This window comes from Mycolicibacterium moriokaense, assembly GCF_010726085.1.
In the GTDB taxonomy this organism is placed as follows: domain Bacteria; phylum Actinomycetota; class Actinomycetes; order Mycobacteriales; family Mycobacteriaceae; genus Mycobacterium; species Mycobacterium moriokaense.
Genome location: NZ_AP022560.1, coordinates 3,856,934 through 3,875,435, shown reverse-complemented (window position 1 = coordinate 3,875,435; position 18,502 = coordinate 3,856,934). Strand labels below are relative to the sequence as shown.

Below are 18,502 nucleotides of genomic sequence, written 5' to 3'. Positions count from 1 at the left end.
CTACCGATTGACTGATGCGTAGTTCGGCAGGTCGATCGAATCCGCCGTCGTGAACCAGAGTTTGGCCGCCAGGGGCCGAAACGGCCAGCGCTGCATCCACTTCATCACGAACGCGTTGGCCGCGATGTCGGACGCCGTCTTCGGCGCGTACCGGTCGATGGAGTTGGGCAGGTCCTGGCACTTGTCGACATACGGGCGCATGACGGTCTCGTAGCGGGTCAGCTTCGCCGGAAGTCCCTCGGCGTCAAACGAATCCGCGGGCCCGAGCTCACCGGCGAGAATGTAGGCGCCGACGAGCGCAAGGCTGGTACCCATCCCGGACAGCGGTGACGCGCAGTAACCGGCGTCGCCCACCAGCGTGACGCATCCCGACGACCAGGTCGGCATGTGGATCTGGGCGAAGGAGTCGAAGTAGAAGTCGTCGGCCTCCTGCGCCGCGGCCAGCAGGGCGTCGCATTCCCACCCCGCGCCCGCGAAGCGCTCGACGAGGATCTGGCGCTGCTCGTCGAGGTTGTGCCGGTCGTAGGTGATGGGTTCGGACTGAAAGGCCAAGCCCGCCTTGGCGATCGCCGGATCATGCGACGGCCGCATCGAGGCGTTCAGACCGCCCGGCGCCTGATAGAGCAGATACCAGCCGTCCAGGCCGACGGTGTCCGGGGCCGAGAACCACGCGTTGTAGCCGCCGATGGGCTTGACGAACTGCTCCTCAGGTCCGAAGACCAACCGCCGAACACCCGAGTGCGGGCCGTCGGCGCCCACGACGAGGTCGGTGTGCAACACAGTGCCGTCGGAGAGGGTGGCCTCGGCGCCGTCGTCACCCGGTGCCACCTCCGAAATGCTGGTTCCGAAGCGGTATTCGGTGGTGTCCTTGGTGGCTTGGTACAGCACGTCGACGAGATCGCCGCGCAGAATCTCCAGTTTGGACACCAGGCCGTTGCCGTTGAACGCCGTCACCGGCATCTCGGCGCGCCGATTGCCGTCGGAGCGCACCCATGCCGCGCCGCGTTGTTCCAGTGCCCGGTCGCGCATCTGGTCGATCAGGCCCATGCGCTCGACGACGTCGCCGCCCGCGCCGCGCAGGTCGACCGTCTGCCCGCCGGGGCGGATTCCTTGCGCGATCTCCACCACGATGACCCGGTATCCGTTGCGCGACAGCCAGAACGCCAGCGTAGGCCCCGCGATCCCGGCGCCGCTGATAACCACCGTGCGTTGTGTCATGGCGTCACCGTAGCGCTAGATGTCGAGGGCCTGGTAGGTCCGCCGGACGAATTTGGGTTGCGCGCTTTGCAGTTTCGCCAATGAGGTGTTGCCCGCGATGGCGGCTGCCGCGTCGGCTGTCAGGTCGGGGAGGTTCTGAATCAGATAGATGAGAATGAGATCGGCGCTCGGATCCGCCTGCCACCAGGTGCCGTACGCGCCCGGCCAGCCGAAGGTGCCCATGCCGCCCGGTCCGAACAGCGGCCGCGACTTGGCCGGGTCGGTGACGACCGACAGGTTGAGTCCGAAACCCCTGCCGAGCCAGAACGGTGCCCCGAGAAAGTCATACCGCTTCTGCTCGTCGGTCAGCCGATCCGTGCGCATCGATTGCACGGACTGTTCCGACAGCACGCGCACACCATCGAGAGTGCCGCCCGCCAGCAGCATCCGGGCGAACCGGAGGTAGTCGTCGACGGTCGACCACAGCCCGCCGCCGCCCATGCAGAACGGGGGATCGGTGATCGGGGCCGGACCCATCACGTCGTGCTGCAAGGTCATGTCCGCGTTGAGTTTGTACATCGTCGCGGCACGACGCCGTCCCTCGACGCCGACCGAGAAGCCGGTGTCGGACATTCCCAGCGGTTCGAAGATCCGCTCGGACATCACATCGGCCAACGACTTGCCCTCGATTCTGGACAGCGCGATGCCGAGCACATCGGTGGCGTGACTGTAGGTGAGGCGGTCACCGGGCTGGTGTACCAGCGGCAACGCCGCCAGTTCCGTGAGCCAGCGGTCCTGGTCCTGTCGGACGGACATCCGGCCGTACGCCTTACTCAGCGGACCGGTGATGAAGAACGGATAGGCCAGACCGGCGCGGTGGGTCATCAGATCCTCGACCGTGATCTGCCGCTGGGCCGGCACGGTCCTCTCGAGCGGGCCGAGCGGGTCGACGAGCACCCGCATGTCCGACAGCTCAGGCAGCCACTCCGCCACGGGGTCGGTCAAGGCGAGCTTGCCCTCCTCGACCAAGCTCATCGCGGCGGCGATGGTGACGGGTTTGGTCATGGAGGCGATGCGGAAGATGGTGTCGCGCTCCATCGGCACGCCCGCGTCGACGTCCCGGTATCCGAGTTCGTTGACCTGAAGGACCTCGCCCGCCCGGTACACCAGGGTGACCGCGCCCGCGAGGAGTCCGGCGTCGATGGCCTCTTGTATGGATGCGTGGTTGCCGTCGAGTTTCATCGGCGTCAGCGTACTGAAGCGCCCATGATCTGGGGCCCCACGTCATGCGTACGACGGCCAACGACCGCGACCTTGCGGCTATGGAGCTGTCGCCTGACGGACTGGGGAGCGGCGCGCCGTCCTCGTCGGCGCGGGATATCAGGAGGTGAACCCGCTCTTGTCCAGGCTTTTCGACCGATGTTTCCACTAAAGACGAGGATGGCAATTCGATTGGTTCAAGACGTGGCCAGTGACGAACCGGATGTTGCATCGGGCCCGCCCTCATCGGCGCGGGCGGGTGCTTCGGTGGCGGGTCGAGTGTTGTCCGCGAGCGCGGTGGATTGCGACTTGGTGCGGTACTTGAACTTCCGACCCCAGGTCCGGATCGGCCGTTCGAGAAAGATCTGCGAAATATATGAAAGGACGAACACAATCGCCACAGAAAGGCAAGTTACGCCGAAGGTCGACCAATTCGTGATCCGTGGCTCGTCATTGAATATCAGCATGTGCAAGGTGCCGTTGGTCCCCTGGTGATACATGTACATCGCATACGATATGAGACCGCTGAACACGAGGAACTTCGATTTGAACAGGCGCGACAAGAACATATTCGGATCGAGCACGCTCACCCAGATGACCATCGCGTAGGCGAACGCGATGGCGGACGTTTGCGTCGGGAAAAAGAATATCTTGAACACCGAATCGACCTGGAGTAGCAAGACCAGAGTAATAAGAACGGTATAAACGGCTCTCCGGTGCTGCCTGAAGAATGTGACGGCTCTATCGCTGCGCACCAATTGGGCGACGATAACGCCCATCATGAGTGTGTCCATCCGGCATGGCAACCAGACATAGCTTGCGTAAAAACCGTATTGAGCGAAGGCCATGGCGCGGAGGACGAGCGCTACCGGGAGTGCGGCGCACGTCACCCACCAGAGGTACCTTCTTGGCACCAGGAACACGATGAGTGGGAACAGCAGATAAAACTGCTCCTCCACCGCCAGCGACCATGTAATTCCCATCCAGTGGGCGCCGATGTCGTTACGGAACCCCTGAAAGATGTTCTGAGTGAAGGTCGCATAACTCCAAAGCGGCATGGGTTTGTCGAACAACCACTCCGAGCCAGCGATACGCTGTGGAATTCCCGAAAGCAGAATCAAGACAAAGCTTCCGAGGAGAAGATAGGCCACGGGAAAGATGCGGCATACTCGCCGAATATAAAAGGTGGAGAAGAAATTCGACGAACCTTTATGGTCGAGAAGGATGCCGCCGATCAGAAAACCCGAGAGGACGAAAAAGAGATCGACACCCGATACGAGGAATGGTTGGATGACCTGAAGGACACCGGCGGCCACGCTCTTGTCGGGCGGTTCCCAGATTCCCGTGAAGTAGTGATGTACAAGGACGAATAGAGCCGCCAAGCCTCGCAAGCCGTCGAGCTGCGGGATGTGCTTCGGCGCCGACCATGCCGCTGGCAAGTTCTGCCTCCAAGCCGTGGTTAAGTTTCTCGGGGCCGGCGCAACCGCATCGGATGACGGCTACGCGCATCAATGTCTACTTCTCAGCGATCGAATCGAGATCGTTCAAGGAACGGATCAAGATCGTATAGCAGCTGTGCCCCGGGTATGGCTCATTTCCCATTGCCCGATGAACAGGTCGTTCCAACGTCCTAGACATGTCGCGTGCGTTGTGATGTGCACCCTGCAGTCGACAGTGGACGGCAGTATTGCGTCGTGGCCGGCGCGGCGCTCACCCGCCAGGTCGAGTCCCGCACGGTCGCGCCATCCGGCTGGTGCTAAGCTCGCCGCAGTTTCGACGTCCTTTAAAGAGCCGTCCAGAGAGGCGGAGAAGGAGGTCAGGGTCACTTGGGCGCGCCTGGCACCGACCGGGAACTGATGTCCGCAGCGGACGTCAGCCGGACCATTTCCCGCATCGCCCATCAGATCATCGAGAAGACCGCCCTCGACGGTCCTGATGCGCCGCGCGTCATCCTGCTCGGCATTCCCACCCGCGGCGTCACGCTGGCCGCGCGGCTCGCCGAGAAGATCAAGGAGTTCTCCGGTGTCACGGTTGCCCGTGGCGCCCTGGACATCACGCTCTACCGCGACGATCTCGACAGCAAGCCGCCGCGACCGCTCGAGGACACTTCGATACCCGAGGGCGGCATCGACGGCGCACTCGTGATCCTGGTCGACGACGTGCTCTACACCGGTCGCTCTGTCCGCTCGGCGCTCGACGCGCTGCGCGACATCGGTCGGCCGCGCGCCGTCCAACTCGCCGTCCTGGTCGACCGCGGCCACCGCGAGTTGCCGCTGCGGGCCGACTACGTCGGCAAGAACGTGCCGACGTCGCGCAGCGAGAACGTCAAGGTGCGGCTCGCCGAGGACGACGACATCGAGGGGATCTGGATCGCACCGCAGGGAGGCCCGCCACGATGAAGCACCTGCTCTCGGCAGCCGACCTGTCGCGCGAGGACGCCGTGGCGATCCTGGACAACGCCGACCGGTTCAGCCAGGCGCTGCTGGGCCGTGAGGTCAAGAAGCTCCCGACGCTGCGCGGCCGCACCATCATCACGATGTTCTACGAGAACTCCACCCGCACCCGGGTTTCGTTCGAGGTGGCAGGGAAGTGGATGAGCGCCGACGTCATCAACGTCAGCGCCTCCGGATCCTCTGTCTCCAAGGGCGAGTCGCTGCGCGACACCGCCCTCACCCTGCGCGCCGCAGGCGCCGACGCGCTGATCATCCGTCACCCCGCGTCGGGGGCGGCCCAGCAGCTCGCGGAATGGACCCTCACCGAGCACGGCGGGCCCGCGGTCATCAACGCCGGCGACGGCACCCACGAGCACCCGACGCAGGCGCTGCTGGATGCGCTGACCATCCGCCAACGGCTGGGCGACATCGAGGGCAAGCGCGTGGTCATCGTCGGCGATGTCCTGCACAGCCGGGTAGCGCGGTCCAACGTGCTGCTGCTGCACACGCTCGGCGCGGAGGTGGTGCTCGTCGCACCGCCCACCCTGCTGCCGGTCGGGGTGGCCGACTGGCCGGTAACCGTCTCACACGACCTCGACGCGGAACTGCCCATCGCCGACGCGGTGCTGATGCTGCGTGTGCAGGCCGAGCGGATGAACGGCGGGTTCTTCCCGTCCCCGCGCGAGTACTCGGTGCTCTACGGACTCTCGGAGAAGCGGCAGGCGATGCTTCCCGGCAATGCGGTGGTGCTGCACCCCGGCCCGATGGTGCGCGGTATGGAGATCGCGTTCTCGGTCGCCGATTCCTCGCAATCGGCGGTCCTGCAACAGGTTTCCAACGGCGTGCATGTCCGAATGGCGGTTCTGTTCCACCTGCTGGTGGGCACTGAGCAGGAAGCGATCAGCGCATGAGCGTCTTGATCCGCGGGGTGCGGCTCTACGGCGAGGGGGACCGCGTCGACGTCCTGGTGTCGGACGGGCAGATCGCCGACATCGGGCCTAATCTGGCAGGGGCCGGAGGACCTGAAAAGGACTGGGATGTGGTCGACGCCACCGGTCAAATCCTGCTGCCCGGTTTCGTCGACCTGCACACCCACCTGCGCGAACCCGGCCGCGAATACGCCGAGAACATCGAAACCGGCTCGGCTGCAGCGGCTTTGGGTGGATACACCGCGGTGTTCGCGATGGCCAACACCAATCCGGTCGCCGACAGCCCGGTTGTCACCGACCACGTCTGGCACCGCGGCCAGCAGGTCGGTCTGGTCGACGTCCACCCGGTCGGCGCCGTCACGATGGGCCTGGCAGGCACCCAGCTCACCGAGATGGGCATGATGGCCGCAGGTGCCGCCCAGGTACGGATGTTCTCCGACGACGGCATCTGCGTGCACGACCCGTTGATCATGCGCCGCGCGCTCGAGTACGCGACCGGCCTCGGGGTCCTCGTCGCCCAGCATGCCGAGGAGCCACGGCTGACCGTCGGCGCCGTCGCGCATGAGGGGCCCAACGCCGCGCGGCTGGGACTGGCGGGCTGGCCCCGCGCCGCCGAGGAATCCATCGTCGCCAGAGACGCGCTGCTGGCCCGCGATGCCGGAGCCCGCGTGCACATCTGCCACGCGTCCACGGCGGGCACCGTCGAGATCGTCAGATGGGCCAAGGAACAAGGTATTTCGATCACCGCCGAGGTGACGCCGCACCATCTCCTGCTCGACGACGGGCGGCTGGCCACCTACGATGGCCGCAACCGGGTGAACCCGCCGCTTCGCGAGGCGTCCGACGCCGAGGCGCTGCGCCAGGCGCTCGCCGACGGTGTCGTCGACTGCGTGGCCACCGACCATGCCCCGCACGCCGAACACGAGAAGTTCTGCGAGTTCTCCCTTGCGCGGCCGGGGATGCTGGGCCTGCAGACCGCGCTGTCCGTCGTCGTCGAGACGATGGTGCGGCCCGGCCTGCTGAGCTGGCGTGACGTGGCACGGGTGATGAGCGAGAAGCCCGCCGAGATCGTGGGATTGCCGGATCAGGGTCGTCCGCTGGCGATCGGCGAACCGGCCAACCTGACCGTCGTCGATCCCGACGCCACCTGGACGGTCGAGGGTTCGGCACTGGCCAGTCGGTCCGACAACACCCCGTACGAGTCGATGACGTTGCCCGCGACGGTGACGCTGACGCTGTTGCGCGGCAAGGTCACCGCGCGTGACGGCAAGAGCCCGGCATGAACACCGGAACCCTGGTCGGGTCGCTGATCATGGCCGCGGTGGTGGTCGTGCTCATCGCAGTCATCATCCAGGCGATGCTGCGCGGCTGGCGTCGCCGCGCGGAGCGTCAGGCCGAACTGATCGGCACGCTGCCGCCCCTGCCCGACACCGTGGGCCCGGCGATCATCCCCGCCACCAAAGGCCTCTACGTCGGCAGCACGCTCGTGCCGAATTGGAACGACCGCGTCGCGGTCGGCGATCTCGGGTTCCGCCACAAGGCGGTCCTGACCCGTTACCCCGAAGGAATCATGTTGCAGCGCAACGGTGCAGGACCGATCTGGATACCCGACGAATCCATCACCAGTATCCGCACCGAACGCGGAATCACCGGCAAGGCGCTGACCCATGAGGGCATCCTGGCGATCAGGTGGCGCCTGCCCTCGGGGACCGAGATCGACACCGGCTTCCGTGCCGACAATCGCGCCGCATACGAGCCGTGGCTGGAGGTGGCGTGAGCAAGGCAGTGCTGGTCCTCGAGGACGGACGCATCTTCACTGGTACCGAATTCGGGGCCGTCGGCCAGACGCTGGGTGAGGCGGTCTTCTCCACCGGCATGTCCGGTTACCAGGAGACGCTGACCGATCCGAGTTATCACGGCCAGATAGTGGTGGCCACCGCGCCGCAGATCGGCAACACCGGCTGGAACCAAGAGGACGCCGAGAGCCGCGGCGACAAGATCTGGGTGGCGGGCTACGCGGTGCGCGACCCGTCGCCGCGGGCGTCGAACTGGCGCGCGACCGGCACCCTTGAGGACGAGCTCGTCCGGCAGGGCATCGTCGGGATCGCCGGGATCGACACCCGTGCGGTGGTCCGCCACCTGCGCAGCGCCGGCTCAATGAAGGCCGGCGTGTTCTCCGGACCCGCCCTGGCGCACGCCGACGAACTGCTGGCGCGGGTGCGTGCCCAGCCGTCGATGCTGGGTGCCAATCTGGCGGGCGAGGTCAGCACCGACACCGGCTACGTCGTCGAACCCGATGGACCGCAACGCTTCACGGTCGCGGCCATCGACCTCGGTATCAAGACCAACACGCCGCGCAACTTCGCGCGCCGCGGTATCCGCAGCCACGTCCTGCCGTCGTCGGTCACCTTCGATCAGATCGCCGAGCTCAAACCCAACGGCGTGTTCCTGTCCAACGGCCCGGGCGATCCGGCCACCGCCGACCACATCGTCGGTGTGACGCGCGAAGTCCTCGAAAACGGGATTCCGCTGTTCGGGATCTGCTTCGGCAACCAGATCCTCGGCCGCGCCTTGGGACGGTCGACCTACAAAATGGTGTTCGGCCACCGCGGGATCAACGTGCCCGTCATCGACCACGCCACCGGACGCGTCGCGGTGACCGCGCAGAACCACGGCTTCGCGCTCGAGGGCGAGGCGGGCGAGCGGTTCGACACCCCGTTCGGTCCCGCGATCGTCAGTCACACCTGCGCCAACGACGGGGTGGTCGAGGGCATCAAACTTGTTGACGGGAGAGCCTTTTCGGTGCAGTACCACCCGGAGGCCGCCGCGGGCCCGCACGACGCCAATTACTTGTTCGACCAGTTCATCGACCTGATGTCGGAGGACGGTCGCGGGGGAGGGAAGCACTAGATGCCGCGCCGCACTGATCTCAACCACGTGCTGGTGATCGGCTCCGGGCCGATCATCATCGGCCAGGCGTGTGAGTTCGACTACTCGGGAACGCAAGCCTGCCGGGTGCTGCGCGCCGAAGGCCTCGAGGTGAGTCTCGTCAACTCGAACCCGGCGACGATCATGACCGACCCGGAGTTCGCCGACCACACCTACATCGAGCCGATCACACCGGAGTTCGTCGAGCGCGTCATCGCACAACAGGCCGAGCGGGGCAACAAGATCGATGCGCTGCTGGCCACCCTCGGCGGCCAGACGGCACTGAACACCGCCGTCGCGCTGTACGAGAACGGGGCGCTCGAGCGCTACGGCGTCGAGCTCATCGGCGCTGACTTCGAGGCGATCCAGCGCGGCGAGGACCGGCAGAAGTTCAAGGACATCGTCAGCAAGGTCGGCGGCGAATCCGCGCGCTCTCGGGTGTGTTTCACGATGGACGAGGTGCGCGAGACCGTCGCCGACCTCGGACTGCCGGTGGTCGTGCGGCCGTCGTTCACGATGGGCGGTCTCGGCTCCGGCATGGCCTACTCCGCCGAGGACGTCGAGCGCATGGCCGGGGATGGACTCGCGGCTTCCCCGTCCGCGAATGTGCTGATCGAGGAATCGATCTTCGGCTGGAAGGAATTCGAGCTCGAGCTGATGCGCGACGGCCACGACAACGTGGTGGTCGTCTGCTCGATCGAGAACGTCGACCCGATGGGTGTGCACACCGGTGACTCGGTCACGGTCGCCCCGGCGATGACGCTGACCGACCGCGAGTACCAGAAGATGCGCAGCCTGGGCATCGACATCCTGCGCGAGGTCGGCGTCGACACCGGCGGCTGCAACATCCAGTTCGCCGTCAACCCGGTCGACGGCCGGCTCATCGTCATCGAGATGAATCCGCGGGTGTCGCGTTCGAGCGCACTGGCCTCCAAGGCCACCGGCTTCCCGATCGCCAAGATCGCCGCCAAGCTCGCGATCGGCTACACGCTCGACGAGATCGTCAACGACATCACCAAGGAGACGCCGGCCTGTTTCGAGCCGACGCTGGACTATGTGGTGGTGAAGGCGCCCCGTTTCGCCTTCGAGAAGTTCCCCGGCGCCGATCCGACGCTGACCACGACGATGAAGTCCGTCGGCGAGGCGATGTCGTTGGGCCGCAACTTCATCGAGGCGCTCGGCAAGGTGATGCGCTCGCTGGAAACGAGCCGCGCCGGGTTCTGGACCAAACCAGATCCTGACGTCACCGTGGACGAGCTGCTCACGCGGCTCAAGACGCCCACCGACGGGCGGCTCTACGACATCGAACTGGCGCTGCGCCAGGGCGCCGCCGTCGAGCAGGTCGCCGAGGCCTCCGGTGTCGATCCGTGGTTCGTCGAACAGATCGCCGGGCTGGTCACGCTGCGCGCCGAACTGCTGGACGCACCGGTGCTTGACGAGGCGCTGCTGCGTCGCAGTAAGTACCACGGCCTGTCCGACCGTCAGATCGCCGCCCTGCGACCGGAATTGGCCGGCGAGATCGGGGTGCGCGCACTGCGTACCCGCTTGGGCATCCACCCGGTGTACAAGACCGTCGATACGTGTGCGGCCGAGTTCGAGGCCAAGACGCCCTACCACTACAGCAGCTACGAACTCGACCCCGCCGCGGAGACCGAGGTCGCACCGCAGACCGAGAAGCCCAAGGTGCTGATCCTGGGTTCAGGGCCCAACCGCATCGGGCAGGGCATTGAATTCGACTACAGCTGTGTGCACGCCGCCACCACGTTGAGCGAGGCCGGCTTCGAGACGGTCATGGTCAACTGCAACCCGGAGACCGTGTCCACCGACTACGACACCGCCGACCGGCTGTACTTCGAACCGCTGACGTTCGAGGATGTGCTCGAGGTGTACTACGCCGAATCCGTCTCCGGTGCAGGCGGTCCCGGTGTCGTCGGTGTGATCGTGCAACTCGGCGGCCAGACTCCGCTCGGGCTCGCCGAGCGGTTGGAGCAGGCGGGTGTGCCGATCGTCGGCACGAGCCCCAAGGCGATCGACCTGGCCGAGGACCGGGGCGCGTTCGGTGAGGTCCTCAATTCCGCCGGACTGCCCGCGCCGCGGTTCGGCACCGCGACGAGCTTCGAGCAGGCCCGCCGGATCGCCGCGGACATCGGCTACCCGGTGCTGGTCCGCCCGTCCTACGTGCTCGGCGGCCGCGGGATGGAGATCGTCTACGACGAGGAGACGCTGCAGGGCTACATCACCCGGGCCACCGAACTCACCCCTGAACATCCGGTGCTCGTGGACCGGTTCCTCGAGGACGCCATCGAGATCGACGTCGACGCGCTGTGTGACGGCACCGAGGTGTACATCGGCGGCATCATGGAGCACATCGAGGAGGCGGGCATCCACTCCGGCGACTCGGCGTGCGCACTGCCGCCGGTGACGCTGGGCCGCAGCGATATCGAGTCCGTCCGGCGTGCGACCGAGGCCATCGCGCACGGTATCGGGGTGGTCGGACTGCTCAACGTGCAGTACGCGCTGAAGGACGACGTGCTCTACGTGCTGGAGGCCAATCCGCGCGCCAGCCGCACCGTGCCGTTCGTCTCGAAGGCCACTGCGGTGCCACTCGCGAAGGCCTGTGCGCGAGTCATGTTGGGCGCCACCATCGCCCAGCTGCGCGAGGAGGGCATCCTGGCGCAGACCGGTGACGGGGCGGCCACCGCGCGCAATGCTCCGGTGGCGGTCAAGGAAGCGGTGCTGCCCTTCCATCGCTTCCGGAAGTCCGACGGTGCGCAGATCGACTCGCTGCTCGGCCCCGAGATGAAATCGACGGGCGAGGTCATGGGTATCGACCACGACTTCGGCAGTGCCTTCGCCAAGAGCCAGACCGCGGCGTACGGATCGCTGCCCGCCGAGGGCACCGTCTTCGTCTCGGTGGCCAACCGCGACAAACGCTCGCTGGTGTTCCCGGTGAAACGGCTCGCCGATCTAGGGTTCCGGGTGCTGGCCACGGCGGGCACAGCGGAGATGTTGCGGCGCAACGGTATTCCCTGCGATGAGGTGCGCAAGCACTTCGAGCACCCGGGGGAGGGCCGGCCCGCCTCGTCCGCGGTCGACCTGATCCTGTCCGGCGAGGTGGACATGGTGATCAACACCCCGTACGGAAACTCCGGTCCGCGCATCGACGGCTACGAGATCCGGTCGGCCGCAGTGTCGATGAACATCCCGTGCGTCACGACGGTGCAGGGCGCCTCAGCCGCCGTGCAGGGCATCGAGGCGGGAATCCGAGGCGACATCGGTGTGATGTCGCTGCAAGAGCTGCACAGCGTGCTGGGGTCGTGACGTTCGGGGTCCGCCTCGCGGCGGCGATCACATCCCGTGGCCCACTGTGCCCGGGTATCGATCCCCATCCGGAACTGCTGAGCGCATGGGGGCTGACCGTCGACGCCGAAGGATTGGCCCGGTTCTGCGAGACCTGCGTCGAGGCATTTTCTGGCTTCGCGATCGTCAAACCACAGGTGGCGTTCTTCGAGGCGTACGGCGCCGCGGGATACACAGTGCTGGAGTACACGATTCGGGCGCTGCGGGACGCCGGTGTGCTGGTACTGGCCGACGCCAAACGCGGTGACATCGGCTCGACGATGGCCGCCTACGCCGAGGCGTGGGCCGGTGATTCGCCGCTGGCCGCCGACGCCGTCACCGCATCGCCCTATCTGGGCTTCGGGTCGCTGCAACCGCTGCTCGACACTGCGCATGCCAACGATCGGGGCGTGTTCGTCCTCGCCGCCACGTCGAACCCGGAGGGCGGCACGGTCCAGCGCGCCGACACCGGCGGGCGGACCGTCGCACAGTCGATCGTCGATGCGGCCGCCGCCGTCAACCGCGACCGCGCGCCCGGGCCGGGTGCGGTAGGCGTCGTCGTCGGTGCGACGCTCGCGGACCCGCCGGACGTCAGCGGCCTGGGCGGGCCGGTCCTGGTTCCCGGCGTCGGGGCGCAAGGCGGCCGTCCAGAGGCGCTGGGAGGCCTCGGCGGCGCCCGCCGCGGGCAACTGCTGCCCGCGGTGTCGCGGGAGGTGCTACGCGCCGGACCAGGCGTCGATGCGGTGCGCGCTGCGGCGGAGAAGCTGCGCGACGCGGTCGCCTACCTGGCTTAGCTGTTACGGCCAGACGTCTTCTTCGGCAGCAGCCGCACCAGCACGACGATCGCCACGATGCCGGCGACGGCGAGCGCGCCGAGAAGTATCAGATAGGTCACTTCGCCCCGGTCGCGCGTGCGGTAGATGACCTGCTGGAAGGGCGTATCCGAGGCCGCCTGCTCGAAGATGTAGTCACTCCCGATGGTGGCCGGTTCGCGGATCGTGTTCTTCCAGTGGGTGAGGAACGCTCCGTCGCCGACGTAATCGGCGAGTGCGGGGGAGTCGCCGGGGTCGATGTGTCCGGCGAACTCCAGCGTCGGCTTGTCCGCGGGGACGGGGACCGCGCTCGGATCCATCCGATGGTCGGCAAGCACGTACAAGTCGATGTACTGCGGCACCGTGGCCGATCGGGACAGACGCATCGGGTAGACGACGGTGTCGGAGGCGAACGACAGGCGCAGCGGCTGAAGGGCTCCCGACAGCGAGCCGCCGGCTTCGGCCGGAACCAGTTGCACCGCAACGATTTCCCAGCCGTCCTCGACGTAAGGAGCGAGGTTCTCGTCCAGACCGTCGGGATGGGGAAACCCGTTGTCCCGCAACCAATCAGCCAGCGCGGTCGGGTCGTTCGCCGCCAGCCGGGTGACATCGAACGGGCCAAGGCGTTGCCGGCCGAGCACGTTGACCACACCGCCGGGTGCACCCACGGTCTCAGGCTCGGCTCCGGCCCAGATCAGCCACGGAATCGTCGGCCACCACGAGTCGCGGTACTCGATGCGCGGCGCGGTGAGCTTGCCGAGCTCCTCGAACGCAGCGGTATCGCCGAGGGTGACCTCGGCAGCCGAGGGCACCGGCATCACCCACGCGGCACGGTCCGAACTGCCCATCACCGACAACGACATCAGGATGTCCTCGGTGGTGCCGTCCCAGGCGATCAGCGCGCGCTCGTCGGCGATCGTGGAGCCGGGGTTGTCGGGGACGTAGGCGCCGCAGCCGCAGGCCCATGCCGGGCTCGCGACGCTGAACAGCACGGCCCCGGCCAGCATGGCGAGCACAAGGGCGATCGACCGACAGGCTCGAGCGACCACGAGCACCTCCTCGCGGTGAATCCTAGGTTCGCGCTGGAGGGGATCGGAGGGTTTGGAGAGCTCCGCAGCGTGGGCGAATCGAGCCGTCGCGTCACATCTGTCTCGTCAATAACTCCTGCCACATCAACCCCGGCAGACGCGCCAAAAAAAAGCCCTTCACCTGGGCGTTTTTTGAATTCAACGCGACATCGACGGTCGCGGTGTCTCGCGGATCGGCGCCTTCGGCGGCTGCGACACGCCCGACACGCGGTGACCAGGAAAAATCTTAGTTTTTGATCTTTCGACGCCCTCACGGTGTGGTACAGGCCACACGGAAACCGCCTCGGGCGGCTACCCATCGGCGCTCGAAATGCCTTGATATGCAGGAAAATCCGGCGGCGGCCGAGTCGGGAGCAAAGCCGCGGAGCCGAGTGCGACGCTTGGGAACTCGGCGCGGCTCCGCCTTACACGCTGGGCTTTTGACCCCGGAACCAGGGGGTGGGGTTAGCTTTCGTCAGGTTGCGTGGGTACGGTCGTCGTCGCTGGCTGTTCTGCATCAGCCCAGACAAAATATTGAATGGTGAGAGACGGAGGAACCCGTGGCCCTTCCCCAGTTGACCGACGAACAGCGCGCGGCAGCGTTGGAGAAGGCTGCTGCCGCTCGTCGAGCGCGAGCTGAGCTCAAGGATCGGCTCAAGCGTGGCGGCACCAACCTCAAGCAGGTCCTCAAGGACGCCGAGTCCGACGAGGTCCTGGGCAAGATGAAGGTTTCTGCCCTGCTGGAAGCCCTGCCCAAGGTGGGCAAGGTCAAGGCGCAGGAGATCATGACCGAACTCGAGATCGCCCCCACCCGCCGCCTGCGCGGTCTGGGCGATCGCCAGCGCAAAGCGCTGCTGGAAAAGTTCGACCAGTAATCCCGGGCGCGTAAGTTGAGCGCCGGCCGGGGGGCCGGCCGGGTAATGGTGCTGTCCGGCCCCTCAGCCGTCGGGAAATCGACCGTCGTCCGCTGCCTGCGCGACCGCATTCCCGACCTGCACTTCAGCGTGTCCGTCACCACCCGGGCCCCGCGTCCGGGCGAGGTAGACGGCGTCGACTATTCGTTTGTCACCCCCGAGCGGTTTCAAGAGCTGATCGATCACGGTGCCCTTCTGGAGTGGGCCGAGATCCACGGCGGCCTGCACCGCTCCGGCACTCCCGCAGAGCCCATCCGCGAGGCCACCGAGGCGGGTCGGCCCGTGCTCATCGAGGTGGATCTGGCCGGGGCCCGCGCCGTCAAGAAATCCATGCCGGGGGCCCTCACGGTGTTTCTCGCGCCACCAAGCTGGGAGGCGCTGGAGAGCCGGCTGATCGGGCGCGGCACCGAGAGCGCCGAAGCGATCGCCCGTCGGCTGGCCACGGCGCGCGAAGAACTGGCAGCTCAGGGCGACTTCGACGTCGTCGTCGTGAACCGCGAATTGGAATCTGCGTGCTCGGAATTGGTATCCTTGCTGGTGGCCCACAAATAACCCCAGCGCCGGGCACGGTGCGATCAGGCCAAGATCTATTTCCAAGCCGTACACATTTTCACGCAAACCGCAGGAGATCTTCTACGTGAGCACCCCTCATGCCGACGCCCAGCTGAGCGCTGTCGACGACCTCGAGTCCGGCGCCGGCGCCTACGACACGCCGCTGGGTATCACCAATCCGCCCATCGACGAGCTGCTCGACCGCGCGTCCAGCAAGTACGCGCTGGTCATCTACGCGGCCAAGCGTGCGCGGCAGATCAACGACTACTACAACCAACTCGGTGACGGCATCCTCGAATACGTCGGCCCGCTGGTGGAGCCCGGCCTGCAGGAGAAGCCGCTCTCCATCGCGCTGCGCGAGATCCACGCAGACCTTCTCGAACACACCGAAGGCGAGTAGCGGAGGAGGCCGGTCGCGATGAGCCTCGAGGGCGAAAGCTGAAGTGACCGAACGCAAGCGGATCGTCGTCGGCGTCGCCGGCGGCATCGCCGCGTACAAGGCGGCCACCCTGGTCCGTCAGCTGACGGAGGCCGGCCATTCCGTTCGGGTCATCCCCACCGAATCGGCGCTGCGATTCATCGGCGCCGCCACATTCGAAGCGCTCTCGGGCAACCCGGTGCATACCGGTGTCTGGGACGACGTCCACGAGGTTCCGCATGTCCGGATAGGGCAGGAGGCCGACCTCGTCGTGGTCGCCCCGGCGACCGCCGACCTGCTGGCGCGGGCCGTCGCGGGCCGCGCCGACGACCTGCTGACCGCCACCCTGCTCACCGCCCGATGTCCGGTGCTGTTCGCACCCGCGATGCACACCGAGATGTGGTTCCACCCGGCCACCGTCGAGAACGTGGCGACGCTTCGCCGCCGGGGTGTGGTGGTACTCGAGCCCGCGTCAGGGCGGCTCACCGGCGCCGACAGCGGCGCGGGCAGGCTCCCCGAGGCCGAGGAGATCTCCACGCTGGCCCAATTGCTGCTGGAACGCGGCGATGCGTTGCCCTATGACATGGCGGGGGTCCGCGCCCTGGTCACCGCGGGCGGCACTCGCGAACCGATCGACCCGGTGCGCTTCATCGGCAACCGGAGTTCGGGTAAGCAGGGCTACGCGATGGCCCGGGTGATGGCCCAGCGGGGGGCCGACGTCACGCTGATCGCGGGCAATACCGCGGGACTCGTCGATCCGGCGGGGGTCGACGTGGTCCACATCGGGTCGGCCGCTCAGCTCAAGGACGCCGTCTCGAAGCACGCGCCCGACGCCCATGTGCTGGTCATGGCCGCCGCGGTCGCCGACTTCCGCCCGACGCAGTTCCAGAGCAGCAAGATCAAGAAGTCCGCCGACCCCAACGCCGCGACACCGGTCATCGAACTCAGCCGCACCGACGACGTGCTGGCGGGTGCGGTGCGGGCGCGCCGGGACGGCCAACTGCCCAATATGCGGGCCATCGTCGGGTTCGCCGCCGAGACCGGCGACGCGAACGGAGACGTCCTCTTCCACGCCAGAGCCAAATTGCAGCGCAAGGGCTGCGATTTGCTCGTGGTCAACGCCGTCGGCGAGAATCGGGCGTTCGAAGTGGACAACAACGACGGATGGCTGCTTGCGGCCGACGGCGCCGAGTCTGCCCTGGAGCACGGTTCGAAAACTCTCATGGCCAGCCGTATCGTTGACGCGATCGCGGCGATCCTGCAGAGCGGCGGCGTGTAACGCGAATTACATGCCCGGCCGCGTGAAAGGGTTGTGCGAATCGGACGCACACGCTTGGGTGCACCTGGGCACGCATATAATTTGACTACCTAAGTTTTGAGAGGATCAACACCGTGAGTGAAGCTCGGCTGTTCACCAGCGAGTCGGTGACCGAGGGCCATCCCGACAAGATCTGCGACGCCATCAGCGACTCGGTGCTCGACGCGTTGCTCGCGGGCGATCCCAAATCCCGCGTCGCGGTGGAGACGCTGGTGACCACCGGGCAGGTGCACGTCGTCGGTGAGGTGACCACGCAGGCCAAGGAGGCGTTCGCCGACATCACGAACACCGTTCGTGAGCGGATCCTCGAGATCGGCTACGACTCCTCGGAGAAGGGCTTCGACGGCGAGACCTGCGGCGTCAACATCGGCATCGGCAGGCAGTCGCCCGATATCGCGCAGGGTGTCGACACCGCCCACGAGACCCGGGTCGAGGGCGCCGGTGACCCGCTGGACGCCCAGGGCGCCGGCGACCAGGGCCTGATGTTCGGCTACGCCATCAAGGACACGCCCGAGCTCATGCCGTTGCCGATCGCGCTGGCACACCGGCTGTCTCGCCGACTGACCGAGGTTCGCAAGAACGGGGTGCTGGACTACCTCCGCCCCGACGGAAAGACCCAGGTCACCGTGCAGTACGACGGCACAACGCCGGTGCGCCTCGACACCGTCGTCCTGTCGACCCAGCACGCCGCGGGCATCGACCTGGAGGCGACGCTGACGCCCGACATCCGCGAGAAGGTCGTCAACACCGTCCTGGCCGACCTGAACCACGACACGCTCGATACGTCGGACTTCCGCCTGCTGGTCAACCCGACCGGCAAGTTCGTGCTCGGCGGGCCGATGGGCGACGCCGGCCTGACCGGCCGCAAGATCATCGTCGACACCTACGGCGGATGGGCTCGTCACGGCGGCGGCGCGTTCTCGGGCAAGGATCCGTCCAAGGTGGACCGTTCCGCGGCGTATGCGATGCGCTGGGTGGCAAAGAACGTGGTCGCCGCCGGCCTGGCGGAGCGCGTCGAGGTGCAGGTCGCGTACGCGATCGGCAAGGCGGCCCCGGTCGGCCTGTTCGTGGAGACCTTCGGTAGCGAGACCGTCGACCCGGCCCGCATCGAGAAGGCGATCACCTCGGTGTTCGACCTGCGGCCCGGCGCGATCGTCCGCGACCTCGACCTGCTGCGGCCCATCTACGCGCAGACCGCCGCCTACGGCCACTTCGGCCGCACGGATGTCGACCTGCCGTGGGAGCAGCTGAACAAGGTCGACGAGCTGAAGGCCGCAGTCTAGGGATTTGTGTGCATCGAGGAGCGCTCACCGCTCCGAAACGCACACAAATCGCT

General features: G+C 66.7%; 16 protein-coding genes. 12 read left to right on the top strand and 4 right to left on the bottom strand.

Annotated features, from left to right (window positions below; translation table 11 throughout):
• From G6N43_RS18945 to G6N43_RS18935, 3 genes are all read right to left on the bottom strand, one after another.
• Nucleotides 1-1,218, bottom strand: coding sequence for an FAD-dependent monooxygenase (locus G6N43_RS18945; RefSeq protein WP_083149651.1), 1,218 nt, complete (start codon nucleotides 1,216-1,218; stop codon nucleotides 1-3).
• Nucleotides 1,219-1,233: 15 nt separating this feature from the next.
• Nucleotides 1,234-2,439, bottom strand: a complete 1,206-nt coding sequence (locus G6N43_RS18940) for a serine hydrolase domain-containing protein (protein ID WP_083149650.1) — start codon at nucleotides 2,437-2,439, stop codon at nucleotides 1,234-1,236.
• A 215-nt stretch (nucleotides 2,440-2,654) separates the two neighbouring features.
• Nucleotides 2,655-3,896 carry an acyltransferase family protein gene (locus G6N43_RS18935; protein ID WP_083149649.1) on the bottom strand — a complete coding sequence of 414 codons (1,242 nt, stop codon included), beginning with the start codon at nucleotides 3,894-3,896 and terminating at the stop codon, nucleotides 2,655-2,657.
• 387 nt (nucleotides 3,897-4,283) lie between these two features.
• Between G6N43_RS18935 and pyrR the strand changes: the two genes are divergently transcribed.
• Genes pyrR through pyrF form a run of 7 tightly spaced genes read left to right on the top strand, consistent with a single transcriptional unit; the run spans nucleotide 4,284 to nucleotide 12,879 of the window.
• A complete protein-coding gene (gene pyrR, locus G6N43_RS18930; protein ID WP_083149648.1) occupies nucleotides 4,284-4,856 on the top strand; it encodes a bifunctional pyr operon transcriptional regulator/uracil phosphoribosyltransferase PyrR in 573 nt (190 codons plus the stop codon).
• Complete coding sequence (locus tag G6N43_RS18925; RefSeq protein WP_083149647.1) at nucleotides 4,853-5,800, top strand: aspartate carbamoyltransferase catalytic subunit; 948 nt, start codon at nucleotides 4,853-4,855, stop codon at nucleotides 5,798-5,800. The genes pyrR and G6N43_RS18925 overlap by 4 nt, the downstream gene beginning before the upstream one ends.
• Complete coding sequence (locus tag G6N43_RS18920) at nucleotides 5,797-7,101, top strand: dihydroorotase (RefSeq protein ID WP_083149646.1); 1,305 nt, start codon at nucleotides 5,797-5,799, stop codon at nucleotides 7,099-7,101. The genes G6N43_RS18925 and G6N43_RS18920 overlap by 4 nt, the downstream gene beginning before the upstream one ends.
• A complete protein-coding gene (locus tag G6N43_RS18915; protein WP_083149645.1) occupies nucleotides 7,098-7,595 on the top strand; it encodes a PH-like domain-containing protein in 498 nt (165 codons plus the stop codon). Before G6N43_RS18920 ends, G6N43_RS18915 begins: the two co-directional genes overlap by 4 nt.
• Nucleotides 7,592-8,728 carry a glutamine-hydrolyzing carbamoyl-phosphate synthase small subunit gene (gene carA / locus G6N43_RS18910; protein WP_179967889.1) on the top strand — a complete coding sequence of 379 codons (1,137 nt, stop codon included), beginning with the start codon at nucleotides 7,592-7,594 and terminating at the stop codon, nucleotides 8,726-8,728. The genes G6N43_RS18915 and carA overlap by 4 nt, the downstream gene beginning before the upstream one ends.
• Nucleotides 8,729-12,067 carry a carbamoyl-phosphate synthase large subunit gene (gene carB / locus G6N43_RS18905; RefSeq protein WP_083149644.1) on the top strand — a complete coding sequence of 1,113 codons (3,339 nt, stop codon included), beginning with the start codon at nucleotides 8,729-8,731 and terminating at the stop codon, nucleotides 12,065-12,067.
• Nucleotides 12,064-12,879 carry an orotidine-5'-phosphate decarboxylase gene (gene pyrF, locus G6N43_RS18900; protein WP_083149643.1) on the top strand — a complete coding sequence of 272 codons (816 nt, stop codon included), beginning with the start codon at nucleotides 12,064-12,066 and terminating at the stop codon, nucleotides 12,877-12,879. The genes carB and pyrF overlap by 4 nt, the downstream gene beginning before the upstream one ends.
• Here pyrF and G6N43_RS18895 read toward each other — a convergent pair.
• Entirely contained in the window at nucleotides 12,876-13,946 is a 1,071-nt protein-coding gene (locus G6N43_RS18895) for a DUF2330 domain-containing protein (RefSeq protein WP_234810008.1), read from the bottom strand. The two genes, pyrF and G6N43_RS18895, sit on opposite strands and share 4 nt — an antisense overlap.
• 578 nt (nucleotides 13,947-14,524) lie before the next feature.
• Between G6N43_RS18895 and mihF the strand changes: the two genes are divergently transcribed.
• The 5 genes from mihF (at nucleotide 14,525) to metK (ending at nucleotide 18,449) form a co-directional block, all read left to right on the top strand.
• Nucleotides 14,525-14,839 carry an integration host factor, actinobacterial type gene (gene mihF / locus G6N43_RS18890; protein ID WP_014213586.1) on the top strand — a complete coding sequence of 105 codons (315 nt, stop codon included), beginning with the start codon at nucleotides 14,525-14,527 and terminating at the stop codon, nucleotides 14,837-14,839.
• Nucleotides 14,840-14,854: 15 nt separating this feature from the next.
• A complete protein-coding gene (gmk, locus tag G6N43_RS18885; RefSeq protein ID WP_083149642.1) occupies nucleotides 14,855-15,430 on the top strand; it encodes a guanylate kinase in 576 nt (191 codons plus the stop codon).
• A gap of 85 nt (nucleotides 15,431-15,515) precedes the next feature.
• On the top strand, nucleotides 15,516-15,830 hold the full coding sequence (gene rpoZ / locus G6N43_RS18880) for a DNA-directed RNA polymerase subunit omega (protein ID WP_083149641.1): 315 nt from the start codon (nucleotides 15,516-15,518) through the stop codon (nucleotides 15,828-15,830).
• A 43-nt stretch (nucleotides 15,831-15,873) separates the two neighbouring features.
• Nucleotides 15,874-17,127 (top strand): bifunctional phosphopantothenoylcysteine decarboxylase/phosphopantothenate--cysteine ligase CoaBC, encoded by a 1,254-nt coding sequence (gene coaBC / locus G6N43_RS18875; protein WP_083149640.1) that lies wholly within the window; start codon nucleotides 15,874-15,876, stop codon nucleotides 17,125-17,127.
• Nucleotides 17,128-17,240: 113 nt separating this feature from the next.
• The gene (gene metK, locus G6N43_RS18870) at nucleotides 17,241-18,449 is read left to right on the top strand and encodes a methionine adenosyltransferase (RefSeq protein ID WP_083149639.1); all 1,209 of its coding nucleotides are present in this window, start codon (nucleotides 17,241-17,243) and stop codon (nucleotides 18,447-18,449) included.
• Nucleotides 18,450-18,502 lie beyond the last annotated feature (53 nt).